Origin of the sequence: Neisseria sp. WLZKY-1 (genome assembly GCF_046546535.1) — a bacterium.
In the GTDB taxonomy this organism is placed as follows: Bacteria; Pseudomonadota; Gammaproteobacteria; order Burkholderiales; family Neisseriaceae; genus Neisseria.
Window position 1 is genome coordinate 1 of sequence record NZ_JBKGTW010000028.1, and the last position, 26,390, is coordinate 26,390.

The following is a 26,390-nucleotide window of genomic DNA, read 5'->3' on the forward strand; positions in this document are numbered from 1 at the left end:
ACCCGGACAAAGCGGTTCGATGGCTGCCCACTGGGCATCGGATAGGGTATATCTGGTCATATCTGTATGATACTGTGAAAAATTGAATGTCAACAGACCCTAGCAATCTAGGTTGGGTCAAGACCCAACAAAACTGTTAAATCATCTGTTTTATATTGGGTTTACAACCCAACCTACCAAAAGACCACCTGAAACTGCTCTTTCAGACGACCTCCCCATTTTCAGGCTACCCATCCCAAAGCAGCCTGAAATCAAGCCCGCTCCGCCGCCGTCATTCCCGCGCAGGCGGGAATCTTGGTTCGGCTGCAGCAATATCCAAATAAACAAAACGCCCCCCGAATCCCAAACAAGATTCCCGCCTGCGCGAGAATGACGGTGTTTGTTGCTTTTCAGGCTGCCTGCCCCGCCAAAATACCCAAACAGCCTGAAAACCGCAGGCTGCGGCGAAACCAAACGAAGGCCGTCTGAAATACCAAAAGCAGCCTGAAAATGCCGTCCGACATTTTCAGGCTGCTTGGTTTCAAATCCGATATGGTCAAACCTACTGCACCAGCGCCCGATGCTCGCTTTCTTTGTAATCGCGGATAACGTGGTTGGTGTCGGTAATGAGATAGCGGTAGCGCGTGAAATTGGTTACGCCCTGTTCGTAGTAATCGGTGCGATCGCCATTGCTGTGGTAGCCGCTACCGAGATAATGGGTGAAGGCGCTGTTTTGGCTGACATCCGTCCAAGTGTAAATGTAGCCTTCCTGCCCTTTGAGTTTGCCTTCCTGGATAATTCCGTGCTGGATATCGTCGGCCTTACCGAGTTCCGCATACGCCGAAACAATGTGCTTGCCTTTGAAACGCGCGCCGGCCACGCCCCTGCGCGCCACGTTGATTGCGCCGTACGGCGAGATGTCGGCACTCATAATTTTGTCCACCGTTTCGCAACCGGCAAGCGTCAGCACGGCGGCGGACAACAGCAAAACGGATTTCAAAGCGGATTTTGGTAACAACATCATTCCCCCTTGGCAAAAATAGATAACAATGAGCAAACGTGCAGGGCGCGCATTATAAGCCGCTGCGGCGGCAGCGATAACAAACCTTGTATAATCGCCCGCCGTACGGCGATGCCCGTTGTTACCGTTTTATCTGAAAGGAGTTATATCTTGTCGAATAAAAAACACCTGCTGGCGGTTGGTGCGCTCAGCCTGCTGTTGTCCGGCTGCCAAGGCTCGCTTGCTTACGAACTGATGCAGGCTGCCAAAGGCAGCGGCGACCCTTCCGGGGAACAAGTGCAAAATATGATGCCCATTGTGGAAGAAATGAAAAAACTGCCTTCTGCTGCCGAGCTGGCTACTCGCGAAATGCGGCCGCGCAAATGGGGGGCGTTTTCGGGCTTTCCCGAAAGCAAAATGATGTGGGTAACTGACAAAGCCTATGACACGCCCGAAGCCGCTTCGGCCGACGTTATCCGGCAATGCCGCGAGGAAAGCGGAAAAGACTGCAAAACCTATGTGATTTACAGCAATTTGTGCTTTGCCGTAGCGCAGGGCAACAAAGGCAAACCCTTTACCGCATACGGCTACGGTCCCACCGGCCAGCTTGCCAAAAAAATGGCGGCAGCCAATTGCAAAAACCAAGGCGGCACAAACTGCGAACCCGTCCCCGGCGCCCCCGCTTCCTGCGCCACCCCCTGCAATCTTATCAGCGACAAATCCTGCCGCTACGAGCAGCCCGCCTATATCTTCCCCGGTAAAAACGGCAACAAAATGAAAACCATGCCTTCGTTTTTCGGCCGCATGGGCGGTTAAGGGTACGCCGTATCATTGCGAGAGCCGTTTGGGTGAGCAGCCTGATGTGCTTACAGTTTGAACAGAAAGGCCGTCTGAAACCTGTTTTTCAGACGGCCTTTAACTTTGTCGGAGTTGCGCTTTCAGACGGCCTTGTCGGCCAGCAGCGGCACACCGCTCAAAGCCGACATCCGGCGGACATAGTCGGCCGTTTTCGGCGGCATCTGCAAGCCGCGCACGATGGTGAGATTACGCAGAATCGGGAAAACGATGATGTCTTCCATACCCAAAACGCCGCTCAGCGCTTCGGGCGAAACCACAAGCGCTTCCAGCTCGGCCAAATCGCCGGCAAGCTGCGCCAAAAGCCCTTCGGTTTCTTCGAGATTGGCGGCAAAGCTGCCGATCAGCTTTTCCTTGCGCTCGGTGAAATAATCGATTGCCGACTGCGTGGCAAACTCGGGCAAACCCGCCAGCACGTCGCGCGGCTGGATAAGCTTGTTGGCGTATTGGGTGACCCTGTCGAACCAGGCTTGGATTTCGGGGCGGATGGCTTCTTTCAGACGGCCTTTTCCTGCCGTTTCATCGATATGGCGCACAATATCGAGGCTTTCGCCCATAAACGAACCGTCGTCTTTTTCCAGAATCGGCAGCTGCTTCGCGCCTATCATCGCAATGGGCGCGGCTTCGTCGTCGTTTAACAAAACGGCCTCTTCAACCGGCAGGCCGCGCAAGCCGAAAATCATGCGTGCGCGGACGCAAAACGGGCAGTGGTCGTAAATATAGAGCTTCATCGCATCTCCTTTTGTCTGACTGATTGATTCGGATAAACAGGCGGCAAACCCCGCCGAGGGCGCGACCGAATCATACCGACAAATTCGGGCAAAGGCCAAAGTGTTGTTTCAAATGGTCAATTAACGATTTTTTACAAAAATAAATGTCTAAAATTTAATCAATTCTTGATTGTTGTTTTTTATGGAATATTTTTTGACAAACCGACAATCGGTAGATTTTCCGGATAAATGGCAAGGTGTCTGGCAGGCATTTTGCCTGCCTGTGCGGTTTACTTAATTAAAACGCAGGCATATACTGCGCGCAACTTTACCGCCGCACACACAGGCGCGGTAATCGTCGCCGGGCGGTCCGGTATAAAAACCACATCACATTATCGAAACAAACGGAATATGCCGGTTTTCCGGTTCTTCTTACTAACTTGTTATCTTTGGAGTTTATTATGAATTACGATAAAGCGGTATCGGAAATGTTGAATGTTGACGGCGCACTGGCTGCCGCCGTTGTGGATTTCGAAAGCGGCATGATGCTGGCCGGCGGCGGTTCGCCCTCCATCGACTTGGAAATCGCTGCTGCGGGTAACACCGAAGTGGTGAGCGCCAAAATGAAAACCATGAAAATGCTCGGCATCAACGACGTCATTGAAGACATCCTGATCACTTTGGGCAAACAGTACCACCTGATCCGCCCGCTGAAAAAACACGAAGGCCTGTTCCTGTACTCCGTACTGGATCACTCCAAATCCAACTTGGCTTTGGCCCGCCGTTCGCTGATCGAAGTAGAACGCAACCTGAGCTAATCGTTCCCCGCAACGAAAAAGCGGCCGGTTTTCCCGGCCGCTTTTGTTCTGTCTGCCGTTTGTGCAACGGGCAGGGCGGTGGCGCGATGATCCGCACAAGCGGGAACGGCCTGATAACCGCCGCTTCTTTGCATATCGGCTTTTTCGCCTTATCGGCACGGCGGCATTGGGCTACAATGCGCCGTCTTTTTCCCGACCGGATTCGGAGCGCATTATGGTTGACGCAATTTCCCTGCCTGACGCATCAGACGGTTTTCAGACGGCCAAACAGTGGTTCGAACAATATGCCGCCGCACAGCCTGCGGCGGAAGCCGCCATGCTGCGGCAGGCTTTCGCGATGGCGCAGGAAACCTATCCGGCCGATGCTGCCACGCCGATGGGCGAGCCGCTGTTGCCGCATCTTTTGAAAGCGGCCAAACTGGTAGCGGAAATCGACCTGCTGCCCGAAGCTGTTGCCGCCACCGTGCTGGCCGACATTCCGTCCTATCGCGAAGGCTGGCATGAGGCCGTTGCCGAAACCTGCGGCAAAACCGTGGCCGATCTGGTGCGCGGCATCGACGAAGTGCAGAAGCTTACCCACTTCGCCCGCGTCGACAATCTGGACACCCCCGAAGAGCGCGCCGCGCAGGCGGAAACCATGCGCAAAATGCTGTTGGCGATGGTGTCCGATATCCGCGTCGTGATCGTCAAACTCGCCCTGCGCACGCAAACCCTGCATTTTCTCGGCAGCGTGCCCGACAGCCCGGAAAAACGCGCCATCGCCAAAGAAACGCTGGATATTTTCGCCCCGCTGGCCAACCGTTTGGGCGTGTGGCAGCTCAAATGGCAGCTCGAAGATTTGGGTTTCCGCCACCAAAATCCCGAAAAATACCGCGAAATCGCTAGGCTGCTCGATGAAAAGCGCGCCGAACGCCTCGAATATATCGAAAGCTTCCTCAATACCCTGCGCGGCGAACTCGACAAATACGGCGTGCGCCGTTACGACGTGGCCGGACGCCCGAAACACATCTATTCCATTTACAAAAAAATGGTGAAGAAAAAGCTCGGTTTCGACGGGCTTTACGACATCCGCGCCGTGCGCATACTGGTGGACAGCGTGCCCGAGTGCTACACCACGCTGGGCATCGTCCACAGCCTGTGGCAGCCCATTCCCGGCGAGTTTGACGACTACATCGCCAACCCCAAAGGCAACGGCTATCAATCGCTGCACACCGTCATCGTCGGCCCCGAAGACAAAGGCGTGGAAGTGCAAATCCGCACGTTTGATATGCACCAGTTCAACGAATTCGGCGTTGCCGCGCACTGGCGTTACAAAGAAGGCGGCAAGGGCGACAGCGCGTACGAACAGAAAATCGCCTGGCTGCGCCAACTGCTCGACTGGCGCGAAAACATGGCCGAAAGCGGCAAAGAAGACCTCGCCGCCGCCTTCAAAACCGAGCTGTTCAACGACACCATTTACGTCCTCACGCCGCACGGTAAAGTGCTGTCGCTGCCCGTCGGCGCCACGCCCATCGACTTTGCCTATGCCCTGCACAGCAGCATCGGCGACCGCTGCCGGGGGGCGAAAGTCGAAGGCCAAATAGTGCCCCTGTCCACCCCGCTGGAAAACGGCCAGCGCGTCGAAATCATCACCGCCAAAGAAGGCGAACCCTCGGTCAACTGGCTGTACGAAGGCTGGGTCAAATCGCACAAAGCCATCGGCAAAATCCGTGCCTACATCCGCCGCCAAAACGCCGAAGCCGTGCGCGAAAACGGCAAACAGCAGCTGGAAAAAATCCTCGCCAAAATCCCCTTCAAACCCAACCTGCAACAACTGTGCGACAAACTCGGCTTTGCCAAAACGGAAGAACTCTATACCGCCGTCGGCCAGGGCGAAATCACGCCGCGCGCCGTGCAGAAGGCCGCAGGCGCATTGAACGAGCCGCCGCCCGCGCCCGTGAGCGAAAGCAGCATCGTCAAACAGTCGAAAATCAAAAGCAGCCAGTCCGGCGGCGTCCTCATCAACGGCGAAGGCGGCCTGCTCACCGTACTCGCCAAATGCTGCAAACCCGCGCCGCCCGACGACATCACCGGCTTCGTCACCCGCGCGCGCGGCATCTCCGTCCACCGCAGCAACTGCCCCGAGCTGCAAAACCTCGCCCGCCACTCGCCCGACAAAGTGCTGCCCGCCTCATGGAACGGCGCCGACAACGGGCAGGTGTTCGCCGTCGACATCGAAATCCGCGCCCAAGACCGCTCCGGCCTCTTGCGCGACGTGTCGGAAAACCTCGCCCGCCACAAAATCAACGTCACCGGCGTGCAAACCCAGTCGCGCGATCTCGAAGCCAGCATGCGCTTTACCCTCGAGGTGAAACAGGTCGGCGACCTGCCACGCGTTTTGGTCGGCCTGAGCGAAATCAAAGGCGTGCTGTCCGTCACCCGCTTATAGCCGCCCGGCAGAGGCCGTCTGAAACCCCGTTTGTCGGTTTTCACTTCGTTGAAGCCTTGTTTTGGCTGCGCCGAAGCTGCGCTTTCAGACGGCCTTCCACCCTGTCCCGCCCGTCAGAACGTGCGGATGCCGCCACGCAAAGAGGCCGTCTGAAAGGAAAAAACCGCTTTCAGACGGCCTCCCGCCATATCGGCCGCCCCGCCTGTTGCTATATAATCCGCCGCGCCGAAACAGACAGGCCGTCTGAAAGGAAAAACCGCTTTCAGACGGCCTGTTCCCAATAAAGAAAAGAACGCCATGAGCCAAACGCCCCTACTGGACACCATCAGCCTGCCGTCCGACCTGCGGCAGCTCGCGCCCGCCGAACTGCCGCAGCTGTGCGGCGAAATCCGCACCTTCCTGCTCGAATCCGTCGGCAAAACCGGCGGCCACTTCGCCAGCAACCTCGGCGCGGTCGAACTCACCGTCGCCCTGCATTACGTTTACGACACGCCGAACGACCATCTGGTTTGGGATGTCGGCCACCAAAGCTACCCCCACAAAATCCTCACCGGCCGCAAAAACCGTATGGACACCATGCGCCAGTTCGGCGGCCTCGCCGGTTTCCCCAAACGCAGCGAAAGCGAATACGACGACTTCGGCGTCGGCCACTCCTCCACCTCCATCGGCGCCGCGCTGGGCATGGCCGTGGCCGACAAACTCGCCGGGCGCAGCGCCCGCAGCGTCGCCATAATCGGCGACGGCGCGATGACCGCAGGACAAGCCTTCGAAGCCCTCAACTGCGCGGGCGACATGGCCGACACCGACCTGCTCGTCATCCTCAACGACAACGAAATGTCCATCTCGCCCAACGTCGGCGCCCTGCCCAAATACCTCGCCCGCAACGTCATGCGCGACATGCACGGCCTGCTCAGCACCATTAAAGCCCGCTCCGACAAAGTGCTGGGCAAACTCCCCGCCGTCAAAGAAATCGCGCAAAAAGCCGAAGAAACCATCAAATCGTTGGCGGGCGAGAGCGAACACATCAAACAATCCCTCTCCCTGTTTGAAAACTTCGGCTTCGCCTACACCGGCCCCGTCGACGGCCACAACGTCGGCAAACTCGTCGAAACCCTGTCCGAGCTGCGGCGCAGAAAAGGCCCGCAGCTCTTGCACGTCGTCACCAAAAAAGGCCAGGGCTACAAACTCGCCGAAAACGACCCCGTCAAATACCACGCCATCGGCAAAACCCCCGCCCCCGCCGAAGCCGCCGCCCCCGCGCCCGCCGCGCGTCCCACCTACACCGAAATCTTCGGCCGCTGGCTGTGCGACCAAGCAGAAGCCGACCCCCGCCTCGCCGCCATCACTCCCGCCATGCGCGAAGGCAGCGGCCTCGTCGAATTTGCGCAGCGCTTTCCCGAACGCTATTTCGACGTCGGCATCGCCGAACAGCACGCCGTCACCTTCGCCGCCGGCCTCGCCTGCGAAGGCGTCAAACCCGTCGTCGCCATCTACTCCACCTTTTTGCAGCGCGGCTACGACCAACTCGTGCACGACGTCGCCCTGCAAAACCTGCCCGTCCTCTTCGCTATCGACCGCGCCGGCATCGTCGGCGCCGACGGCCCCACCCACGCCGGTGCCTACGATTTGAGCTTCCTGCGCTGCGTGCCCAATATGGTCATCGCCGCCCCCTCCGACGAAAACGAATGCCGCCTGCTGCTCTCCACCTGCTACGCGCTTAATTGCCCCACAGCCGTGCGCTACCCACGCGGCAGCGGCAGCGGCGCTGCCGTTTCAGACGGCCTCGACACCGTGCCCGTCGGCAAAGGCATCATCCGCCGACAGGGCAAACGTATCGCCGTCCTCGCCTTCGGCAGCATGGTTGCCCCCGCCCTAGAAGCCGCCGAAACACTGGACGCCACCGTCGTCGACATGCGCTTTGTCAAACCGCTCGACAAAGACCTCGTTCTGCAACTGGCCGACAGCCACGACTACCTCGTCTGCGCCGAAGAAAACGCCGTTTGCGGCGGCACGGGCAGTGCCGTGCTCGAAATGCTCGCCGCCGAAGGCCGTCTGAAACCAGTCCTCCTTATCGGCATCCCCGACACCGTTACCGACCACGGCGACCCCAAACTCCTGCTCGACCAACTCGGCCTCAGCGCCGAACGGCTCGCCGAACGCATCGCCGCCTTCGCCCGAGAGGCCGTCTGAAAACCGCCAACCCGTGACGCATTTGCCGTTTCAGACGGCCTCAATCCTTGGAGGCCGTCTGAAACGGCAAAGCCCGAACCCGTCATTAAAGAAAACGGCATAAGCCGCATCGCGGGCAAAATCATCGCAAGCCAAATCCCCGCCTGACACGGCCGCCCCGTATCTGCCGCCCTGCGGCGAATGCGGTTTGTGTTGGCTCACTATATCGGCCGCCTGTCTGCGCTGCCTATCCTGCACATAGCGAAGAGGCCGTCTGAAAAAATTCAGACGGCCTCTTCGGCTGTTTGCGGCGGGGTTTTAACGGTGAAAACCGTGTTGTGGAAACATCATCCCCGCATCTGTGCCCCGAAGGTGCGGGCGGGAGCGGATTAGGCAAACAGCATTTGCGAGTCGCGCACGCAGGGGTTTTCCCTGTCCCAGGCGTAGCCGGCGAGGATGGCGCAGACCATGCGGCCGAGTTCGCTGTCTTTGTCGACGTCGAAAATCAGGTCTTGGAAGCGGCCGTCGTACCAGCCGTTGATGTAGCTGCCGAAGGCGTTGACGCCGGTGGTGAGCGGTACGGCAAACTCGTTTTTCCAGTCTACGGGCAGGCCGCGCAGTTCGCGGGATACGCAGTCGGCGGCCAGCTTGGAGGAGTGTACGGCGATGGTGACGCCGGAGGAGAAGATGGGGTCGAGAAATTCGCCCGAGGCGCCCAAAAGGGCGAAGTGGCGGCCGTAGAGGCCTTTGCCTTTGGTGGTGTAGCCGGGCAGGTAGCGGAAGGGGAAGCCGTTGTCCCATTTGGCATCGGCGAGGATTTCGGCGAGGAAGGGGATTTCGGCAACGGTTTCTTTCAGGATGTTGGCGGTGCTTTCGTGGCGGAAATAGTGTTCTTCGCCGACGACGCCGATGGAGCTGCGGCCGTTGGCGAAGGGGATGAACCAGACCCATACGTCGCGGTGTTCGGGGTGGATGCAGACGAGGTTTTTGTTGCGGTCGAATTTGGGCGAGGTGATGCGGTCGTCGATATGGGTGAAATGCACCTGGCGCATAACGGTTTCGGGCGGCAGCTCCCAGTTCATCAGGCGGGGCAGGGCGCGGTAGAAGCCGCTGGCGTCGAGGACGAAGCGGGCTTCCATGTCGTAGGTGTCGCCGTTGTCGCGCTCGACGGTGAGCAGCACGGTTTCGCCTTCGTTGTCGAATTTTTTCAGGGTTTCGCCAAAGCGCACGGCCACGCCCTGTTTTTCCGCTTCGCGGATCAGGAGCAGGTCGAATTCGGCGCGCTGCACGTTGAAGGCGGTGCCGTTGCCCGCGCTGAATTTGTCCAAAAAGCTGAACGAGGTGTAGCGGTCGCCCCAGGAAAAGGCGAAGCCGTTTTTGTATTGGAAACCCAAGCCCGCCGCCTGCACGGCGCGCAGCAGCCCGGCCTCTTGCAAAATGTCCATCGCGTAGGGCAGCAGGCTCTCGCCGATGACGAAACGCGGAAAATGCTGCTTTTCGAGTACGCAGACATTGAAACCCTGCTTGTTCAGCAAGGCTGCCGCCACGGCGCCGGCAGGCCCTGCGCCGACAATCACAATATCGTAGATAAATGCAGCCACAACGTCCCCCTGTTTGTTAAATTACGGAATTTTTTGTTTGTTTATTCCCGTTATTGTAACGACAGTGCCGTTTTCTGACAATCGCACGGCATATGCGGCAGGCTGCAAGAAGGCCGTCTGAAAAGGTTCGGACGGCCTTTTCAGACGGCCTTAAATCCGCCGTGCCAATTCTTCGGCCTTGCCTGTGTAACCGGCGGGTGTGAGCGAGAGCAGCTCGGCTTTGGCGTCGTCGGGAATCGCCAGGGCGCTGATAAATTGGCGCAGGGTTTCGGGCGTGATGCCGTCTTTGCCGCGGGTGAGCGCTTTGAGCTGTTCGTAGGCCTGGGGCACGGCGTAGCGGCGCATCACGGTTTGGATGGGCTCGGCCAGCAGCTCCCAAGTGGCATCGAGATCGGCGGCGATGGCGGCAGGGTTGGCTTCGAGTTTGTTCAGACCGCGCAGGCAGGCGTTCAAGCCGAGCAGGGTGTAGCCGGCGCCGACGCCCATATTGCGCAGCACGGTGCTGTCGGTCAGGTCGCGCTGCCAGCGGGAGACGGGCAGTTTTTCGGCGAGAAAGCCGAGTACGGCGTTTGCCATGCCGAGATTGCCTTCGGAGTTTTCAAAGTCGATGGGGTTGACTTTGTGCGGCATGGTGGACGAGCCGACTTCGCCTTCTTTGACTTTCTGCTTGAAGTAACCCAATGAAATATAAGCCCAAACGTCGCGGTTGAAATCGATCAGAATGGTGTTGATGCGGCCGATGGTTTGGAAAAATTCGGCCATATAGTCGTGCGGCTCGATTTGGATGGTGTAGGGGTTGAAGGTCAAATCCAATGATTTTTCGACGAATTGGCGGCAGTGGTTTTCCCAATCGACATCGGGATAGGCGGTGAGATGGGCGTTGTAGTTGCCGACGGCGCCGTTGATTTTTCCAAGAAATTCCTGTTTTTCCAGCAGCGCAATTTGGCGTTGCAGACGGGCGAGGACGTTGGCGATTTCCTTACCCAGCGTGGTGGGGGTGGCGGGCTGGCCGTGGGTGCGGCTCATCATCGGCACGGCGGCCAAATCGTGCGCCAGCGTGCGCAGTTTGGTGGTGAGTTCGCGCAGTTTGGGCAGCAGCACGGCATCGCGCGCTTCGCGCAGCATCAGGGCGTGGGACAGGTTGTTGATGTCTTCGCTGGTGCAGGCGAAGTGGATAAATTCGTTTACCGCGCTCACTTCGGCGTTGGCGGCGAAGCGCTGTTTGAGCCAGTATTCGACGGCTTTAACGTCGTGGTTGGTGGTGGCTTCAATGGCTTTGACCGCTTCGGCATCTTCCACGGAAAAACCGGCAATCACGCCGTCGATTTCGGCGACGGTGGCGGCGGAAAACGGCGGCACTTCGCCGATTTGCGGCGCGGCGGCGAGCGCTTTGAGCCATTCGAGTTCCACGCGCACGCGCGCCTTTATTAGACCGTATTCGGAAAACACGGGGCGCAGGGCTTCGGCGGAGGCGGCATAGCGGCCGTCGAGCGGGGAGAGGGCGAGCAGGGGGTTGGTCATGGGATTCCTTAAATAAATGGTGGCTTTTTGAACAGGGCGGCGGGATTTCTGTTCGGACAAAAGCCGCGATTATAGCGGAACGGCAGCGGGAAACATTGTTATAGTGAACCAAAATAGAAAATCTACGGCGTTGCTGCGCCTTAGCTCGAAGAGGGCGGTTTTCTACGGCATTGGAAATGCCAAGAAAACCTGCCCCGTACTACCTGTACTGTCTTCGGCTTGCTGCCTTGTATCTTTCCTATTTTGTTTCACTATAAAATAAGGCCGTCTGAAACCCTGCTTTAATCTTTTCAGACGGCCTCTTGCCCTTTATTTCAGGAATCCTCCATGGAACAAACACCCGAACACGCCGCCGTCACCCGTCCGCCCAGCATCCATCCCGCCGCCTATGTGCTGGCGGGCATTTCCTTTATCCCGCTGCTCGGCCTGCCTTTCGGCCTGGCCGCCATCGTTTGGGGCTTGGCGGCGCGCAAAAAACGCGGCGGCAAAATCGCCGCCCTGATTGCCGCCGCCGGCGTCGCCTGCTCCGTTGCCGTTTACGGCGCGCTGTTTTATTTCGGCTTCCAACAGCGCGGCGGCGTTTACGACAAACTGCGTGTCGAGCTCGCGCAGCAGCAGCTCGGCCAACTGGTGCAAAGCATCGAATTCCACAAGCTGCAACACGGGCAATACCCCGAATCGCTGGCCGCCCTGCAACAGGCGCAGCCGAAAACGCCGCTGTTTGTGATTGACCCCACCGACACCCGCCTCACCGATACGCCGCGCCTGTTCCACTACGAACGCGTCGGTGCCGAGCATTACTACCTGCGCAGCGCGGGCGCGGACGGCGTTCCCTTCACCGCCGACGACATCGTCCCGCTCACCGACACCGCAGGCGGCAAAATCGGCCTGCTCAAAGAAAAGGCGCAACCGTGATTCCATTGAACGCCGCAGCCGACGCCCCCGCCGCAGCCCTCGCCATTGCCCAAGACTACGGCTTCAGGCCGTCTGAAAACCCCGTTTCAGACGGCCTCTACCTCCTTGCCGACGCCGAGGGCATCAGCCTGTGCCAAGCAGGCGAAAAAGGCCGCGTCCGCGCCGATTTCACCGGCGGCGCGGCGCAATACCGGCGGACAAAAGGCGGCGGTGAACTCATCGCCAAGGCCGTCAACCACACCGCCGCTCCCCTCGTTGTCGACGCCACCGGCGGCCTCGGCCGCGACGCCTTCGTCCTCGCCGCACACGGTCTCACCGTCCACATCATCGAACGCCACCCCGCCGCCGCCTGCCTGCTCTCCGACGGCCTGCGCCGCGCCCTCGCCGATACGGAAACCGCCCCCGCCGCCGCGCGCATCACCCTGCACCACGGCGACGCCCTCAAACTGCTGCCCCGCCTCGCCGCCGAGCTGCACCCCGACGTCGTCTGCCTCGACCCCATGTATCCCGAACGGCAGAAATCCGCCGCCGTCAAAAAAGAAATGGCCTATTTCCATCAGCTTATCGGCGCCGCCCAGCCGCAAAACGACGCCGCCCTCCTTGCCGCCGCCCGCGCCGCCGCCGCAAAACGCGTCGCCGTCAAACGCCCCCGCCTCGGCGAAAACCTCGCCGGCGAAGCCCCCGCCTACCGCTACGAAGGCAAATCCACCCGCTTCGACATCTACCTGCCCGCCGCCAAGCCATGAACCTGCCCCGTCTCAGCCCCCTGCCCGACAGCGTGCAAACCGGCCTGCTCGGCTTTCTGCACGATGCCTTCCGCTTCCATGCCCCCGACTGGCAGCCCCTGCTGCTCAACGGCCTGCCCCTGGGCATGGTCAACGAAACATGGAAACAACGCCTGCTGCGCGACTGGAAAGGCCGTCTGAAAGCCCGTTCAGACGGCCTCCTGCTCGACAGCGGCAGCTGGGATGAAATGGCGCGCCTTTTGGCACAAACCGCACGCGGCTGGCACGACGGCGGACTGTTCGGCGGCTGGCGCAACGAGGATTTCGACATCTGCGACAGCGGCGGCACGGCATTGTTCGCCCTCGAACGCGCCGCCTTCCACCCGCTCGGCCTGCACAGCAAGGCTGTCCACATCAACGGCCTGTGCCGCAGCGCCGACGGCTGGCGTTTCCTCATCGCCCGCCGCAGCCCGCACAAAGCCGTCGACCCCGGCAAACTCGACAACCTCACCGGCGGCGGCATCGCTGCAGGCGAAACCCCCGAAGCCGCCATGCGCCGCGAAGGCCGCGAAGAGGCCGGCCTGCCGCCCGAGCTCCTCGACACCGCCGTTCCCGCCGGCCGCATCATGAGCCTGCACACTGTCAAACGCGGCCTGCACCGCGAAAGCCTGTATCTCTACGACATCATCCTGCCCGACGGTTTCACGCCGCAAAACCAAGACGGCGAAGTGGCCGCCTTCGCCGCCATGGAGGCGCACGCCGTCGCCGATGCCGTCATACGCGGCGAAATGACGAACGACGCTGCCCTCGTCACCCTCGACCTCTTCCGCCGCTGCGGCCTGCTGTCGCCGCAACGCCCGCTGACGGCCTATTTGCGATCCACCCGCCTGCAAACGGCCGTCTGAAAAGACTGAGGCCGTCTGAAAACCGGTTTTACGGGTTTTCAGACGGCCTTTGTTGTGCTTTACGCCTAGTGCGCCTGCTTCGGCTGCTTGTCCGGCGCGGGCTTTGATTTGGTGTAATCGAAAATCGGGAGCGGCGGCAACCATTGTCAAAAGGCCGTCTGAAAAACCCTTTTCGGGGTTTTCAGACGGCCTTTGTACGAAAAAACGCGGCTTATTTCACAAAACGCTTGTCGGCTTTGAACGGCTCGCTGCTGGTCGGTTTGGCGGTATAGAAGCGGGTGAAGGTGCTGTCGAGTTCGGTTTCCACCGCTTTGCCGTCGATCACCGCGCCGGCTTTCAGCTTCACGCCGCCGCCGCTGGCTTCGCCTTTTTTCATGTTCGGCAGTTCCAGCTCGCTGATGTGCAGGTGGGCTTTTTCAACCACGGCGTTTTCGTTCATCAGCTGTTTGCCGACGGGGCGGATTTTCTCGTCGGGCGTGTGCGGCGCATCACCGCCGTTGTCGTCCACCACGCCGATGTTGAGCAGGCGGGCGTGTGCCAAATCGGGTTTGCCTTTGGCGACGGGAATGCCGACAAACAGTTTGATGCCTCTGTGGACATAGGCTTTCTCGCGCCATTGGCTCTGGCCTTCTTTGGGCGGTTTGGTCTCGGCGGCGGCGGAGTAGGTGCGTCCCATAATCATGATTTTGTAGCCGGGCACTTTTGTGCCGGACAGTCCGTCGGTGATGTCGTCCACCAGCTCGGGCGCTTTGAGCTCTTTATTGGCGAGGATGCGGGCGGAGGTTTCGGCCAGGTAGGCGGCTTTGCCGTCGATGGTGAGGGTTTGCTTGCTGCCGAAATCGGCGGCGGAGGCGGGCAGGGCGGCTGCGGCGAAGGCTGCGGCCAGAATCAGGGCGGTTTTTTTCATAAGGATGTCTCTCTTGTTTACGGATGTTTGAATGTTTGGCAAACGATTCGCGGCAAACGGCGTATCGTCCTGCGGCCGCATTGTGCTACAAATGGAAAGTATTATCAAGTTTGTGCGTGATTGTGTCAGAAAACGTGTGTGCAGCCGGAGGGGCTTTAACATTGTGTTACAATGCGCCGTTTTCGTTTGCCGCCTGCGCCGCAGGCAGAAATCATGGAACTTCCCTGTCTTTTGACATTTTTCCTTCCCTTACGCAATCCATAGCCATCCCGCCTGAATGCCCTGCCGCCTTCATGCGGGCGGAGCATTTATGAGCAGCCAGAATCCCGTTTCCCCTTCCCGTCCGTCCGACGCGCAGCGTCTCGAACTCGATATCGACCGCGTGCACGAGCTGGCCGCCGCGCTGCTGCCCGTTTACGCGCAAATCGCCGCCGCCGCGCCGCTGGCCGACGCTTCCCTCAACGAAAAACTGTCCGAGCTGACCGGCATCCTGCACGAGCTGCACCCCGCCGACATGGCCGCGCTGCTCGAATCGCTGCCGCCCAAAGAGCGCGTGGTGGTGTGGCGGCTGGCCGAGCCGGAAGACGACGGCGAGGTGCTGCTGGAAGTGTCCGAAGCGGTGCGCGAAACGCTGATCGAGGCGATGAACCGCGAAGAGCTGCTCTCGGCGGTGGAAGACATGGATGCCGACGAGCTGGCCGAGCTGGCCGACGATCTGCCGCACCAAGTGGTGTACGAAGCCCTGCAAACGCGCGACGAAGAAGAGCGCGAGCAGGTGAAGGCGGCGATGTCCTACGAAGACGGCCAAGTCGGCGCGCTGATGGACTTCGAATTGGTGAGCGTGCGTGCCGACGTTACCTGCGAAGTCGTTTTGCGCTATCTGCGCCGCTTCGACAGCCTGCCCGACCACACCGACAAAATCTTCGTCGTCGACGAAGAAGACGTGCTGATCGGCGTGCTGCCCGTGCGCAAGCTGTTAATTTCCAATCCGGAAGATTTAGTGGCCGACGTCATGGCCACCGACGTGGTGCGCTTCTCGCCGCAGGACGACGCCGAAGAAGCCGCGCAGGCTTTCGAGCGCTACGACCTCGTTACCGCGCCCGTGATCGACGCAAACGGCAAACTCATCGGCCGCATCACCATCGACGAAATGGTGGACGTGATCCGCGAAGAATCGGAAGCCGATATTTTGAACATGGCCGGTTTGCAGGAAGAAGAAGACCTGTTTGCCCCCGTGCTCGACTCGGTGAAAAACCGCTGGATGTGGCTGGCCATCAACCTGTGCACCGCCTTTCTCGCCAGCCGCGTCATCGGCGCGTTTGAAGGTAGCATCCAGAAAATCGTCGCCCTGGCCGCGCTGATGCCGATTGTGGCGGGCATCGGCGGCAATTCGGGCAACCAAACCATCACCATGATTGTGCGCGCGATGGCCGTCGGCCAGCTTGCCGACATCCAGGCCGGGCGGCTGTTGAAAAAGGAAATCGGCGTCGCGCTGGTGAACGGCATCCTGTGGGGCAGCGTGATGGGGCTGCTCTCCTACGTGCTCTACGGCAGCGTCGGCATCGGCCTCGTCATGGTGGCCGCCATGACGCTCAACCTGCTTTTGGCCGCCGCCGTCGGCGTGCTGATTCCCATCGTGATGGAAAAACTCGGCCGCGACCCCGCGCTGGGCAGCTCGGTATTGATTACCGCCGTCACCGACTCGGGCGGCTTCCTGATTTTTCTCGGGTTGGCAACGATATTCCTGCTGTAAGCGCGTATGGCAAAGGCCGTCTGAAACTCCGGTTTCAGACGGCCTTATTGTTTTCGGCGGCAAAGAGGCCGTCTGAAAGCTTGCGGCGGACTTTCAGACGGCCTCTGTCTGCAAACGCTCAATAGCGGTAGGCCGCCAGCTTGCGTTTGATTTCCGGCAGGGCGGCGAGGGCGGCGGCTTCACCCGTTTTAATCGCCTGCGTCTTCTGGTCGAAACCGCCCACAGCGCCGAGGTTCTGCACGCGCGGTTTGATGACCACGTCGGCCTTGCCCAGCTCGGCGTTCAGCGCGGAAGTGCTCATGATGTTGAGCGTCTGGTCGAGGTAGGCGAAGAAACTTTTGTCGACCGCGCTTTCCGGCTTGGCGGAAATATCGACGGCAATGACGAAATTCGCCCCCTGCTGCCGCGCGGCGGTGACGGGCACGGGCTGGGTCAGGCCGCCGTCGACATATTTGCGCCCGCCGATCATGACGGGCTGGAACACGTTGGGGATGGCGGCCGAGGCGCGCACCGCCTGGCCGGCGTTGCCGCGGTTGAAGGCCACGGCCTTGCCGGTGGAGAAATCGGTGGCGACGGCGGCGAATTTGAGCGGAAACTGCTCGATGGGGCGGTTGCCTGTTTTGCGGTTGACATAGTCTTGCAGCTTTTCGCCCTTGATAAAGCCGTTGGTTGACAGGGTCAGGTCGACCAAATCGGTTTTGCCGAGGATTTCCGCTTCCAGCTCCATGCGGTCGGGCGACATACCCGAGGCGTACATGCTGCCGACGATGGCGCCCGCGCTGGTGCCGGTGACGACTTTGACGGGGATGCCGTGCTGTTTGAGCACTTTGAGGATGCCGATATGGGCGAAGCCTTTCGACGCGCCGCCGCCGAGGGCGATGGCGACGACGGCCTGCGGTTTTTGCGGCTGAGGTTTGACGCGCACCTGCGGCTGCGGCGTGTTGCCGCTCGGACAGGCGGCGAGGACGAGGGCGGCGGCGAGGGCGAGGAAGGCGCGGCGGGTGTGCGGTTTCATGGTTTTCCTTTGCGGTCGGGTTTGTTTATCGGGGTTTCAGACGGCCTCAGAGGCCGTCTGAAAAATGCGCTTACCAGTTGTCGTCAATCAGCCCGTTTTCATGCGCGGCGCGGTAGGCGGCATCGAGCGTTTCTTGCAGACTCGGCGGCAGGATGCCGCGTTCGGCCTGATACTGCCGCCACAGCGGCGGCAGGGTGAACGGGCAGGTTTCGGCCAGTGCGCTGCGGACGATGAGCAGGTGGCTGAGGGTAAAGGCGGCGGCGTTGCCGTCGGCTTGGCCGAGGGCGCACAGTTCGAGCGCGTCGGCGGGGTAGTAGGCTTGGCTGTTGCCGTCGATCAGGCCGTTTTGTTCGCGCACGATGCGGCGCAGGGCGGCATGGTGGCGTTCGGCTTCCGCGCCGTGGTCGGCGGTGGCGGCGATGCGGCGCAGCACGGCGTCGTCGAAACGGGCGGCGGGAAACGGCGGCAGGGCGGCGTTGGGGCGGGGCTTTTTCATGCGCCGCCCTTTTGATTGCGCGGGAAAAACAATACTTCGCTCTCGCCCTCGGGCAGGTGTTTTTTCTTGACGGCGTGGCCGTAAACGGTTTCGAGAGTGATGTGGGCAAGTTCGCCGCGCCGCCACATTTCGTCCACGGCGGCGCGGGCGGCGGCGGGGTCGGCGAAATCGAGGGCGCGCCACAGGCCGAGGGTGTCCATGTCCTGCCAGAAGGTGTCGGCGCTGCGGTATTCGAGGCGCAGGGCGGCGGTGTCGGTGACGGGGTCGTAGAAGCCGCTGTCGGCCAGCATGTCGCCCAAGTCGTGCATATCGATCAGGGCGGGGCGGCGGGCTTCGTGTCCCAGCGCGTTCAGACGGCCTGTGAGTTCGGCGAGGGTGTCGCGGCCGAAGTGGGTGAAAAACAGCAGGCCGTCGGTTTTCAGCGCGTGCGCCCAGGCTTGGAAAACGGGCAGCGGGTCGGCTTCGGTGATGAGGCCGAGGTTCGACCACAGCATATCCGCCGAGGCTTCGGGCGGCGGAGAGGCGAGGCTTTGGCAGTGCTGCGGCACGCTTTTGCCCGCCAGTTTGGCGAGAAAACCGCTTTTGCGCGCGGCGGCGGCGGCTTGCAGAAATTCCGGGCGCGGGTCGTATTCGGAGAAGGCGGCTTTGGGGTAGCGGGCGGCGAGCAGGCCGCGGCTGAGATCGCCGTCAGCACCCGAGAGCAGGATGTGCTGCGGCGCGGCTTTGAGGATTTGCAGACGTTCGTCGGCGGTTTGGGCGAGGTAGCGGTGGATTTGCCAGCGGTCGTTGTTCATATTTCAGTGTCCCAATGGTGCGCGGGGCGGGAGTGTAACCGTTTTGCGCGTGCGGTTCAGCAGTTTTGCGGCGGCGGCTTGGGAAACGGCGTCCCGGCGCGGTGTTGGCCGTCTGAAAGCTTTCAGACGGCCTTTATAGTGAAACAACACGAAAATCTACGGCGTTGCTGCGCCTTGCCGTACTACTTGTACTGTCTGCGGCTTGCTGCCTTGTATCTTTCCTATTTTGTTTCACTATATGTTTCTTTATCCAGCCACGGATAAAGCCGCAGGATGCGTTTTTCGGCGAAGCTGCGCACGGAGCGGGCGAAGAGGCAGGCGATGCGGCGGGCGGCGGGGTCGGGCAGAGCGGCGGCGCGGGGTTCGAGGACGTCGAGCAGGGCGCGGGCGCGGTGGCATTCGCCGCGTATCCATCGGCGCACGGCGGGGTCGGCGGACAGGGCGGCGAAGTCGGGGCGGAAGGGCGTCGGGTTTGTGCGGTCGGAGGCCGTCTGAACCGCTGCGTAGGGTGTGTCGCTCCGCGACGCACGCGGTTTGTGTTGTTCGGAAACGGCGGGGCGGCTGTTTTGCCATCCGCCATCCGCGTGCGTGGCTGCGCCACACACCCTACTTGGGCTACTTGGGCGTTCAGACGGCTTGTCGTTTCGGTTCAGAATTTCGGCGGGGATGTTGACGATGCCGGCAGCGAGGTCTTGGCGCAGGTCGCGCATTACGGAGCACCAGGCGAGCGCGTCGGCCAGTTCGGGCAGGTCGCGGCTACGGCTGCGGCTGCTTGCGCCTGCGGCGGCAAAGAGGAGGTCGAGCGAGTCGGCGAAGGTGGCGCGGTGGTGGGCGGCGAGTGCGGCGGCAGGCCAAATTTCGGCGGCGTCGGCGCGCAGGCGGTCGCGGCGCATGGTGTGCAGCAGGGAGGCCGTCTGAAACACGGCTTCGCGGGCGGTGTCGGGCGGCAAAACGGCGTTCAGACGGCCTCGGAAGCAGGCGGCGAGGCGGCTGTAATGGTCGTGTGTGTCGAAAACGCCGCGCTGCCATTCGCTTATCAGGCGGTCTGCTTCGGCAACGGGGCTTGCGGAAACGCCATTCCCGCACGCTTTTGGTGGGAGCGTCCTGTCGCCGTCCATCAGGTCGTCGAAAGCCTGCAAAAAGCAGTAGCCCGCCACCATCAGGCCGCCGCGTTTGGGCCGGCGGATGCGGTAGAGGGCGAGAATCAGGCTGATGAGGGCGTAGCGGCGGTGGCGGCGGGCGAAGGCGGCCTGTTCGTGCAGCAGCAGAAAGGCGGTGTCGGCGCGGCGGAACACGCTGTCGCGCGCCGCTATCGGGGCAACGAAGCGGCAGGCGGCGAGGGCGAGCAGGCCGCCTGCGGCGAGGTCGGCCAAGTGGTGTTCGTGTATCAGCAGGGTGGAGAGGACGACGGCCGCCGCCCACAGGAGATAAAGGGCGCGGGCGGGAAACCGCTGCCGCCACGCGAAGCGGGCGGCGGTGAGGGCGAAGGCGGTGTGCAGCGAGGGGAGGTGGTTGCGCGACAGGCTGACGCGGTCGGCCAAAAGGAAAAAGGGCTGCCAAAAGCCCCCGGCTTCGCGCGGCGGCCAGGCCGTCTGAACGGGCAGAAGGACGAAAAAGGGAGCGGCGGCGGCCAGTTCGGCGGCGAGGACGGCAAACAGTGTCCACGCGCCACGCCTGTCCAAGCGCAGGCCGCACAGCAGAAGCAGCAGCGGCAGGCTGAGATAAACAATGCTCCACGCGGGCACAAAGGGAACGGCGGCCTCAAAAGGCAGGGCGGGGCGGATGCGCCACGGCACAAGGTCGGCAAGCAGGTTCGCGCCGCCGTAAAGCAGGACGAACAGCAGGGCGAAGAGGGCGGCAAGGGCGAGGGAGAAGGTGGGATCGCGGCGGGAGGTCATGGGGCGGGATTTTAAACGATTGCTGCGGAAATCTGTTTTTGCTTCTTTGAAACCGCGCTTTCAAAACTTTATTTCCGTGTTTATGCCCGCAGGAGGACTATGGGAACAACATCGTCTTTACAAAAATTTGCGTGCTGCGTGCATGATAACTTTAACTCTTTACATTGATTTATAAAGGGGATTTTGGATTTTATTTAAATTTTATTATGGATAAAAAGATGAAGACGGACAGAATTTTACAGATGGTTGTAGTTTCTTCGGCATTGGTGGTACCGATGGCTGTTGTTGCGGAAGTTAAAGAATTCGGGATGGGGATAAGCCGGGAGGAAGCGAAGCTGTACAGCGGAGCAGGGATAGTAGAAAGAGGAGGAAGGGAAGGGTATTTGAAGGGAGTAGTGGAAGCAAGAGAAGGATTGGTACAGACGGGCACAGTAAAGAGAGTAGAGCAAAAAGGAGCAGGGCAAACGGGCAAGCAGGTTGCCAAGCAGGCGAAGAGAAAATCTAAAAAGAAATGGAACGCTGCTGAGGCTGCTGCTGCTGGTCGTGCTGACAGATTGGAAAGAGAGAGGTTGGAACGTACTGGCGAGCCGTTTGATTGGCGTAAGTATATGTAGATTGGAAAAGACGGCCAATTGGCCGTCTGAATTTTTATCTGTCCATTTGAAGGTTTCTTTGGTTTTCCTGTTCTTGAACAAAGTTTTCTTGGTTGTTGGTAACATTTGTCAGATTCAGTTTGTTTGCTTTTGCATCGAAAGCATTAATGCTTTCTTGAACATTATGAGAAAGTTTGTTTTTATCGTCTTTAAGGCGTTTACCTAATTGTAAATACAACATAGTTTATTTATTTCCTTTTTCTTGATAAATCAAGTCAACAATCGTCATTCCTTCTTTCAGTTTTTTCGGGTCAATATTGTTATCACACAACCAAGAGTTGACAAAATCAATGTCGTCTTTACTACCGTTTTTATATCTTTTATCGTCACAATATTTTGTGCCAATGTTTTTCTATATGCTGCCTGTTCTTCTTTGGGCATTTTGTGATACGGGTCATTGGGGTAAGGTTTGTATCCGTCATCAATTGCTTGTTCCATTTTTTGTACTTCTTCAAACAAATCAGGTCTGTGCGTTTTTAATGAAATTTCGGCTGCCAGACTTTCATTTTTAAAATCTACGCCGTTTTTGCCGCCCAACGTGAAGATTCGATATAGGAATTACCACCTGCAAGCATTTTAAGAAAAGCGAGATGGAGGTTATGGATGTAGTGTTGTAATTTATGATGGCGGATGATTTGTTCGGGATTGATGTCGAGCTGTTTTTGAATCATTTTTTTATGTTTTTCGAGACGTTTTTTGTATTGCTCTTCTTAGGGGGGTAGGCTGCGGCCAGCCGTGCGGCATCGTCGAATCGATAATAAAGGCCGTCTGAAAGGGGTTTCAGACGGCCTTCGGCGTTTCCGGCAGCTCACAACCCCAACCACCCCGCCATGCCGTCTGCCGCGAGCAGTCGGCGCAGGCGGGTGTCGAGGGCGGCGGCGGCGAGCATGTCGGCTTCGCCGATGTCGGTGAAGACGGCGGGGGCGGGGGCAAGGCCGGTTAGAGCGGCGGCCTGGTCGGCGATTTGTTGGCTTTGCTTGGGGTTCAGGCTGCTGAAGATTTGGCGCAGATCGGGCAGGACGGCGAGAAAGCGTTCGGCGTCCCATTCGGCGATCAGGCGGTGCAGCGCGGCGGTGGCGGCGGCGGATTGGACGAAGATTTCGGGGGCGGTGTGGAACACGCCCTGCAGGTAGCGCACGGCGGTTTCGGGCGGGGTGCCGGTGGTAAAGGCGGCGGCCAGGCGGTTTTGCAGTTCGCTTTGGCCGATGCGTTTGTCGAGAAACATCAGGGTGTCGGCCGCGCCTTTGAGATGGGTGAGATGCAGGGCGGCCAGGCGGCGGGGGTCGATGGCGCGGTAAAAGGCGTCGGCGAAGTCCTGCGCGGCGGGGAAGCGTTCGGCGGCTTGGGCGATCAGGCCGTGCAGGCCGACGAGCAGGGGCAGGTTGGCTTCGCTTTGCTCTTGGCGGGTGTCGTAGATTTGGTTTAGGCGGTAGATGCTGTGGCGGATGGCGAGCAGGATGCTGTTTTCAAACGCTTCTTCGGGCAGTTGCAGCAGTTTGCGGCCGTGCCACAGGTAAAACAGGCGGCGGGCGGCGTCGATGAGCGAGTCGAGACGGCTGTCGTTTTGCAGCAGGGTGTCGAGCAGCTTTTGCAGGCGCGCCAGATGGTTTTCCAAACCGAGACGGCAGGCTTGGGCGAGCAGGCGGGCGGTGTGGCCGGCGGACGCGGCTTGGCCTTCGTCTTCGAGCTGCCGCTGTTCGGCCAGCAGGCGTTCGGCGGCGATGGCGCGCAGGCTGTCGCCCTGTTCGGCCAACTCGAGCAGACGGGCTTCGACGGCGGGCGTCCAGGCGTAGCGCCATTCTTCAAACAGCAGATCCAAGCCGCTGCCGCCGACGAAATCGGGGCCGGAAAGCCGCTCGGCAAAGCCGCTGCCGACAAACGCCGTCAGGTGCAGGAAACGGCTGATCAGGCGGTGTTGCGGTTTGCGGTAAACATCGAGTTTGCGCGTTTTGGCCAGCGTGTCGTCCAGGCGGAAACGGTAGCCCTGCGCCTGGCGGTAGGTGTTTTGCAGCAGGGCGGGGCTGCGCTGTCCGGCGGCGGTCTGCCCCAATTCGCTGCCGCCCATAAAGCGGTGCACCGCCTGCCACAGCGCGGCCGCGCCGTCGTCGGCACTGCCTTTGACCAGCGTGCTGTGCAGCGCGTCGAGCAAGTCGTAGCGCCCCGCGCGGTAGTGGCCGCGCAGCGCGGCCAGCCCTTCGGCCAGCGCGGCTGCGGCGGCCAGCGCGGTGTAGGCGGTGGTTTGCAGCAGGCCGTCTGCGCCGAGCTGGCGGATCAGGCGGCTCAAATAGTCGTACACGGCGGTTTTCAGGCTGCCTTCGTCGTCGGCCGCCGTGTGCAAATCCTGCCAAAACTGCTGGTAATACGCAGGCGACGGCATGCCCGAAGCGTAGCCGCTGAGCGCGTCCAGGCGGTCGAAGCTGTAGCGGATCAGCCAGGCGTCTTCCTGCCAGCCGCGCGTATCGGCAATGTGCGGCGGCGGCGCGGTGTCGCCGCTCAAATGCTCGATCAGCGCGAGCGTGTGAAAGCCGCCGGTTACCGCCACAATGCGGCTTTCAGGCTGCCTTTGGTGCAGGTCGCAGATATGGCGGTACATCGCGTATTCGCGGTGCAGCGAACCTTCGCGCAGCAGCACTTCATCTTCATAATCCAGCCGCGCCAGCGCGCACCAGGCAAACACGTCGGCAAAAAACCGCTGCGGCGCGCGCAAACGCTCGGGGCTTTGCAGCTCGAACAAATGCTCCCACACCTCGTCGTGGTCGCGGCAGTGCAGCCGCCGCGCCAGCTCGCGGATATAGCGGCTGTGCGCCAGATAACGCTCCGACATCAGGCCGCCCTGCGCCGCGCCGCCGTGTTCCGCTTCCGCCGCGCACTGCGCCGCCCAATCCGCGTCGATAAAACGTATTTCCGCCCCTGCCGCCGCGCCCTCGCGCAAAGCCACCCACTCGGGCGAGTATCCGCAAAACGGAAAATAGGCCGAACGGATGTCCGCCCCGCCCGTTTCGTCATCCGCATCCGCGCCCTTTTTCCGCGTCTGTGCCTGCGCGAACACCGCCACCGGCGGCACGGTGTCGTCCGACAGCAAATCGGGCAGCAGCGCGTTGAAACCCTGTGGCGCTTCAATCAGCACATGGCTCGGTCGGACTTCGGCCAGCAGCTGCCGCAGCGCAAACGAACAGGCCGGGCTGTGGTGGCGTATCGGCGCAAACCAGATGTTCTGCGCGTTCAGACGGCCTTGCGCGGCCAGCGCGGCGGTGAGACGGGGCGGGGTGGGAGCGGATTCGGGCATGGTCGGGTGCGGGTGGTTGGGGTTAGGAAAGGCCGTCTGAAAACGGCGGATGGGGTTTCAGGCTGCTTTTGAAATTTCGGCCGTAGGTCGGATACTTGTATCCGACGTTTGGGCGCACGGAAAACACAATCTTTCAGACGGCCTTTTGCCGTTTTACACACGGCTGTCGGATTCGGGAATCCGACCTGCCGGACTTGGAACGGCGTTTTCAGGCTGCCTTTACAGGCCGTCTGAAAGGCAGCCTGAATACCCCGTACAAACCTTTCAGACGGCCTACATCTCGCGCCCCGCCTGATAAAACGCCTGCCAGTCTTGGCTGTGGCGGGCGCGTTCTTTGGCGACGGTGTCCAGATAGTAGCGCAGGCGTTTGGCGTCTTCGGCGTTGTCTTTGAACACCACGCCGACAAGCTGGCGGGCGACGGTGCCCGCGTCCATCTCGCCGTTGCCCAGATACACGGCCTGCAGGCAGGCGGCGTGGGCGGTGTTGACAGCTTCGGCGGTGGACATTACCGCATCGGGCGTTTTCAGGCTGCCGCCTTCGCCGGTTTGGCCGGTGCGCAGCTCTTGGAACACGGTTACCAGGATGTCGACGACTTCGGGGCGGATGTTTACCTGATGGTGCAAATCCCCCAGCTCGTTTTTCAGCTGCATCTGCACCAGCTCGACTTCAAACGCACGGTCGGCAATCGGGCGCACGGTTTCAAAATTAAAGCGGCGTTTGAGCGCGGAAGACATCTCGTGCACGCCCCGGTCGCGCAGGTTGGCGGTGGCGATGATATTGAAACCGGCGGCGGCGGCAATGCCCGCGTCCTGCCCCATTTCGGGCACCATCATGCGTTTTTCCGACATCAGCGACACCAGCACGTCTTGGATTTCGGCGGGGCAGCGGGTGATTTCTTCAAAACGGGCGATGCGGCCGTGCTGCATGGCGTGGTAAAGCGGCGAGGGAATCAGCGATTTTTCGCCCGGCCCTTCGGCAAGCAGCAGGGCGTAGTTCCACGAGTATTTGATGTGGTCTTCGGTGGTGCCGGCCGTGCCCTGGATGGTGAGCTGCGAAGTGCCGCAGACGGCGGCGGCCAGCAGCTCGGAAAGCATGGATTTGGCGGTGCCCGGCTCGCCGACGAGCATCAGCCCCTGCCGCCCCATCAGGGTAACGAGGGCGCGGTCGATTAGCGGGTCGTCGCCGTAGAATTTGCGGCTGATGCCGAGTTTGTCGTCGCCGAGAATAAAGCGGCGCACGGCATGGGCAGAGAGCTTCCAACCGGCGGGTTTGGGGGATTTTTTGTCTTTGTCGGCGAGACGTTGCAGCTCGCCGGCGTATTTTTGTTCGGCACTTTGGCGCAGGATGTCGGTCATGGCGGGGTTTTCAGGGTTGGGGGAATGGGTTTCAGGCTGCTTTTACAGGCCGTTTGAAAGGCAGCCTGAAAACGGCGGGGCAACTGCGTTCCCTCTCCCGCTTGCGGGGGAGAGCTAGGGTGGGGGCAATATGCGCGGCGGGGTTGGCGTGTTCAGACGGCCTTCGGGGTTTCAGGCTGCCTTTGCGTGTCCGTATCAAAAAACAGATTTTTTTATTTGAGGCCGTCTGAAAGCATGTTTTAACTTTGTTGAAGCTCCGCTTTCAGACGGCCTTTTCAACCCCCTACCACGGGGTTTTCTTCTCCCATTCGGGGTCGTAGCCCGAGCAGGCTTCGGCGGTTTTCAGGTAGTCGGCGTAGCTTTCGGCCAGGAGTACGGGCGGAACGGCGCCGAGCAGGTGGCGGGTGTCGTTCCATGAGCTGGCTCGCTGTTTGTCGAAGCTTAGGCTGTAGAGTACGGCGGGGATGTTTTCTTCGGGGACATAGCTGCCGGAAAACTCGATCACCGCGCTGATGCCCAGGGCGTCGTAGGGTTTGAAGTAGCGGTCGAAGCTGCCGCCGTCTTCGATGCTGGCGCGCTGGTAGCCCATTTTGGTGAGCACGCCGC

At 60.4% G+C, this 26,390-nt stretch carries 23 protein-coding genes; 9 read left to right on the forward strand and 14 right to left on the reverse strand.

Annotated elements, in window-relative coordinates; genetic code table 11:
- Positions 1–541: 541 nt before the first annotated feature.
- The gene (locus ACLD9W_RS08105; protein ID WP_410841554.1) at positions 542–1,003 is read right to left on the reverse strand and encodes a hypothetical protein; all 462 of its coding nucleotides are present in this window, start codon (positions 1,001–1,003) and stop codon (positions 542–544) included.
- 147 nt (positions 1,004–1,150) lie between these two features.
- Here ACLD9W_RS08105 and ACLD9W_RS08110 point away from each other — a divergent pair, with 147 nt between their 5' ends.
- A complete protein-coding gene (locus ACLD9W_RS08110; RefSeq protein WP_410841555.1) occupies positions 1,151–1,795 on the forward strand; it encodes a DUF4189 domain-containing protein in 645 nt (214 codons plus the stop codon).
- A 122-nt stretch (positions 1,796–1,917) separates the two neighbouring features.
- On the opposite strand, the gene grxB is transcribed toward ACLD9W_RS08110, so the two are convergent.
- Positions 1,918–2,565 (reverse strand): glutaredoxin 2, encoded by a 648-nt coding sequence (gene grxB, locus ACLD9W_RS08115; RefSeq protein ID WP_410841556.1) that lies wholly within the window; start codon positions 2,563–2,565, stop codon positions 1,918–1,920.
- A gap of 440 nt (positions 2,566–3,005) precedes the next feature.
- Here grxB and ACLD9W_RS08120 point away from each other — a divergent pair, with 440 nt between their 5' ends.
- The 3 genes from ACLD9W_RS08120 to dxs all read left to right on the forward strand — a co-directional run bounded on the left by ACLD9W_RS08120 (position 3,006) and on the right by dxs (position 7,980).
- The gene (locus tag ACLD9W_RS08120; RefSeq protein WP_036496229.1) at positions 3,006–3,362 is read left to right on the forward strand and encodes a hypothetical protein; all 357 of its coding nucleotides are present in this window, start codon (positions 3,006–3,008) and stop codon (positions 3,360–3,362) included.
- Between the two features lie 214 nt (positions 3,363–3,576).
- The gene (locus ACLD9W_RS08125; protein ID WP_410841557.1) at positions 3,577–5,790 is read left to right on the forward strand and encodes a RelA/SpoT family protein; all 2,214 of its coding nucleotides are present in this window, start codon (positions 3,577–3,579) and stop codon (positions 5,788–5,790) included.
- Positions 5,791–6,087: 297 nt separating this feature from the next.
- Positions 6,088–7,980 (forward strand): 1-deoxy-D-xylulose-5-phosphate synthase, encoded by a 1,893-nt coding sequence (gene dxs / locus ACLD9W_RS08130; protein ID WP_410841558.1) that lies wholly within the window; start codon positions 6,088–6,090, stop codon positions 7,978–7,980.
- A gap of 368 nt (positions 7,981–8,348) precedes the next feature.
- Here the strand turns inward: dxs and ACLD9W_RS08135 are convergent, their stop codons facing one another.
- On the reverse strand, positions 8,349–9,560 hold the full coding sequence (locus tag ACLD9W_RS08135) for an NAD(P)/FAD-dependent oxidoreductase (protein ID WP_410841559.1): 1,212 nt from the start codon (positions 9,558–9,560) through the stop codon (positions 8,349–8,351).
- A gap of 150 nt (positions 9,561–9,710) precedes the next feature.
- Positions 9,711–11,081, reverse strand: a complete 1,371-nt coding sequence (gene purB, locus ACLD9W_RS08140) for an adenylosuccinate lyase (RefSeq protein WP_410841560.1) — start codon at positions 11,079–11,081, stop codon at positions 9,711–9,713.
- Between the two features lie 327 nt (positions 11,082–11,408).
- Here purB and ACLD9W_RS08145 point away from each other — a divergent pair, with 327 nt between their 5' ends.
- Genes ACLD9W_RS08145 through ACLD9W_RS08155 form a run of 3 tightly spaced genes read left to right on the forward strand, consistent with a single transcriptional unit; the run spans position 11,409 to position 13,626 of the window.
- Positions 11,409–11,996, forward strand: coding sequence for a type II secretion system protein GspG (locus ACLD9W_RS08145; protein WP_410841561.1), 588 nt, complete (start codon positions 11,409–11,411; stop codon positions 11,994–11,996).
- Positions 11,993–12,742, forward strand: coding sequence for a class I SAM-dependent methyltransferase (locus ACLD9W_RS08150; protein ID WP_410841562.1), 750 nt, complete (start codon positions 11,993–11,995; stop codon positions 12,740–12,742). Before ACLD9W_RS08145 ends, ACLD9W_RS08150 begins: the two co-directional genes overlap by 4 nt.
- A complete protein-coding gene (locus ACLD9W_RS08155) occupies positions 12,739–13,626 on the forward strand; it encodes an NUDIX hydrolase (RefSeq protein ID WP_410841563.1) in 888 nt (295 codons plus the stop codon). The genes ACLD9W_RS08150 and ACLD9W_RS08155 overlap by 4 nt, the downstream gene beginning before the upstream one ends.
- Positions 13,627–13,837: 211 nt before the next feature.
- On the opposite strand, the gene ACLD9W_RS08160 is transcribed toward ACLD9W_RS08155, so the two are convergent.
- The gene (locus ACLD9W_RS08160) at positions 13,838–14,533 is read right to left on the reverse strand and encodes a hypothetical protein (protein WP_410841564.1); all 696 of its coding nucleotides are present in this window, start codon (positions 14,531–14,533) and stop codon (positions 13,838–13,840) included.
- A 310-nt stretch (positions 14,534–14,843) separates the two neighbouring features.
- Here ACLD9W_RS08160 and mgtE point away from each other — a divergent pair, with 310 nt between their 5' ends.
- A complete protein-coding gene (gene mgtE, locus ACLD9W_RS08165; RefSeq protein WP_410841565.1) occupies positions 14,844–16,286 on the forward strand; it encodes a magnesium transporter in 1,443 nt (480 codons plus the stop codon).
- A gap of 118 nt (positions 16,287–16,404) precedes the next feature.
- On the opposite strand, the gene ACLD9W_RS08170 is transcribed toward mgtE, so the two are convergent.
- The 4 genes from ACLD9W_RS08170 to ACLD9W_RS08185 all read right to left on the reverse strand — a co-directional run bounded on the left by ACLD9W_RS08170 (position 16,405) and on the right by ACLD9W_RS08185 (position 20,489).
- Positions 16,405–17,301 (reverse strand): patatin-like phospholipase family protein, encoded by an 897-nt coding sequence (locus tag ACLD9W_RS08170; protein WP_410841566.1) that lies wholly within the window; start codon positions 17,299–17,301, stop codon positions 16,405–16,407.
- A gap of 70 nt (positions 17,302–17,371) precedes the next feature.
- Positions 17,372–17,797 carry a hypothetical protein gene (locus ACLD9W_RS08175; protein ID WP_410841567.1) on the reverse strand — a complete coding sequence of 142 codons (426 nt, stop codon included), beginning with the start codon at positions 17,795–17,797 and terminating at the stop codon, positions 17,372–17,374.
- Positions 17,794–18,591 carry a methyltransferase gene (locus tag ACLD9W_RS08180; protein WP_410841568.1) on the reverse strand — a complete coding sequence of 266 codons (798 nt, stop codon included), beginning with the start codon at positions 18,589–18,591 and terminating at the stop codon, positions 17,794–17,796. The genes ACLD9W_RS08175 and ACLD9W_RS08180 overlap by 4 nt, the downstream gene beginning before the upstream one ends.
- Before the next feature lie 221 nt (positions 18,592–18,812).
- Positions 18,813–20,489 (reverse strand): phosphoesterase, encoded by a 1,677-nt coding sequence (locus ACLD9W_RS08185; RefSeq protein ID WP_410841569.1) that lies wholly within the window; start codon positions 20,487–20,489, stop codon positions 18,813–18,815.
- 164 nt (positions 20,490–20,653) lie between these two features.
- Here ACLD9W_RS08185 and ACLD9W_RS08190 point away from each other — a divergent pair, with 164 nt between their 5' ends.
- Positions 20,654–21,103, forward strand: a complete 450-nt coding sequence (locus ACLD9W_RS08190; RefSeq protein ID WP_410841570.1) for a hypothetical protein — start codon at positions 20,654–20,656, stop codon at positions 21,101–21,103.
- A gap of 34 nt (positions 21,104–21,137) precedes the next feature.
- Here ACLD9W_RS08190 and ACLD9W_RS08195 read toward each other — a convergent pair whose 3' ends face one another.
- The 5 genes from ACLD9W_RS08195 to ACLD9W_RS08215 form a co-directional block, all read right to left on the reverse strand.
- Positions 21,138–21,323: a hypothetical protein gene (locus ACLD9W_RS08195; protein WP_410841571.1), complete on the reverse strand. Its 186-nt coding sequence runs from the start codon at positions 21,321–21,323 to the stop codon at positions 21,138–21,140.
- A 56-nt stretch (positions 21,324–21,379) separates the two neighbouring features.
- A complete protein-coding gene (locus tag ACLD9W_RS08200) occupies positions 21,380–21,679 on the reverse strand; it encodes a hypothetical protein (RefSeq protein WP_410841572.1) in 300 nt (99 codons plus the stop codon).
- A gap of 271 nt (positions 21,680–21,950) precedes the next feature.
- Entirely contained in the window at positions 21,951–24,428 is a 2,478-nt protein-coding gene (locus ACLD9W_RS08205; protein WP_410841573.1) for a DUF5682 family protein, read from the reverse strand.
- Positions 24,429–24,701: 273 nt separating this feature from the next.
- Positions 24,702–25,784, reverse strand: coding sequence for an ATP-binding protein (locus ACLD9W_RS08210; protein ID WP_410841574.1), 1,083 nt, complete (start codon positions 25,782–25,784; stop codon positions 24,702–24,704).
- Positions 25,785–26,067: 283 nt separating this feature from the next.
- Positions 26,068–26,390, reverse strand: a 323-nt coding sequence (locus ACLD9W_RS08215) for a hypothetical protein (protein WP_410841575.1), incomplete at its 5' end; no start/stop codon positions are given.

What these genes read in the sequence shown, in the direction of transcription:
- ACLD9W_RS08195 (WP_410841571.1), bottom strand. Translation starts at nt 21,323, where the DNA reads ATGTTGTATTTACAATTAGGTAAACGCCTTAAAGACGATAAAAACAAA.
- ACLD9W_RS08170 (WP_410841566.1), bottom strand. Translation starts at nt 17,301, where the DNA reads ATGAAACCGCACACCCGCCGCGCCTTCCTCGCCCTCGCCGCCGCCCTC.
- ACLD9W_RS08175 (WP_410841567.1), bottom strand. Translation starts at nt 17,797, where the DNA reads ATGAAAAAGCCCCGCCCCAACGCCGCCCTGCCGCCGTTTCCCGCCGCC.
- ACLD9W_RS08185 (WP_410841569.1), bottom strand. Translation starts at nt 20,489, where the DNA reads ATGACCTCCCGCCGCGATCCCACCTTCTCCCTCGCCCTTGCCGCCCTC.
- mgtE (WP_410841565.1), top strand. Translation starts at nt 14,844, where the DNA reads ATGAGCAGCCAGAATCCCGTTTCCCCTTCCCGTCCGTCCGACGCGCAG.
- grxB (WP_410841556.1), bottom strand. Translation starts at nt 2,565, where the DNA reads ATGAAGCTCTATATTTACGACCACTGCCCGTTTTGCGTCCGCGCACGC.
- ACLD9W_RS08210 (WP_410841574.1), bottom strand. Translation starts at nt 25,784, where the DNA reads ATGACCGACATCCTGCGCCAAAGTGCCGAACAAAAATACGCCGGCGAG.
- ACLD9W_RS08145 (WP_410841561.1), top strand. Translation starts at nt 11,409, where the DNA reads ATGGAACAAACACCCGAACACGCCGCCGTCACCCGTCCGCCCAGCATC.
- ACLD9W_RS08125 (WP_410841557.1), top strand. Translation starts at nt 3,577, where the DNA reads ATGGTTGACGCAATTTCCCTGCCTGACGCATCAGACGGTTTTCAGACG.
- dxs (WP_410841558.1), top strand. Translation starts at nt 6,088, where the DNA reads ATGAGCCAAACGCCCCTACTGGACACCATCAGCCTGCCGTCCGACCTG.
- ACLD9W_RS08180 (WP_410841568.1), bottom strand. Translation starts at nt 18,591, where the DNA reads ATGAACAACGACCGCTGGCAAATCCACCGCTACCTCGCCCAAACCGCC.
- ACLD9W_RS08160 (WP_410841564.1), bottom strand. Translation starts at nt 14,533, where the DNA reads ATGAAAAAAACCGCCCTGATTCTGGCCGCAGCCTTCGCCGCAGCCGCC.
- purB (WP_410841560.1), bottom strand. Translation starts at nt 11,081, where the DNA reads ATGACCAACCCCCTGCTCGCCCTCTCCCCGCTCGACGGCCGCTATGCC.
- ACLD9W_RS08205 (WP_410841573.1), bottom strand. Translation starts at nt 24,428, where the DNA reads ATGCCCGAATCCGCTCCCACCCCGCCCCGTCTCACCGCCGCGCTGGCC.
- ACLD9W_RS08105 (WP_410841554.1), bottom strand. Translation starts at nt 1,003, where the DNA reads ATGATGTTGTTACCAAAATCCGCTTTGAAATCCGTTTTGCTGTTGTCC.
- ACLD9W_RS08155 (WP_410841563.1), top strand. Translation starts at nt 12,739, where the DNA reads ATGAACCTGCCCCGTCTCAGCCCCCTGCCCGACAGCGTGCAAACCGGC.
- ACLD9W_RS08120 (WP_036496229.1), top strand. Translation starts at nt 3,006, where the DNA reads ATGAATTACGATAAAGCGGTATCGGAAATGTTGAATGTTGACGGCGCA.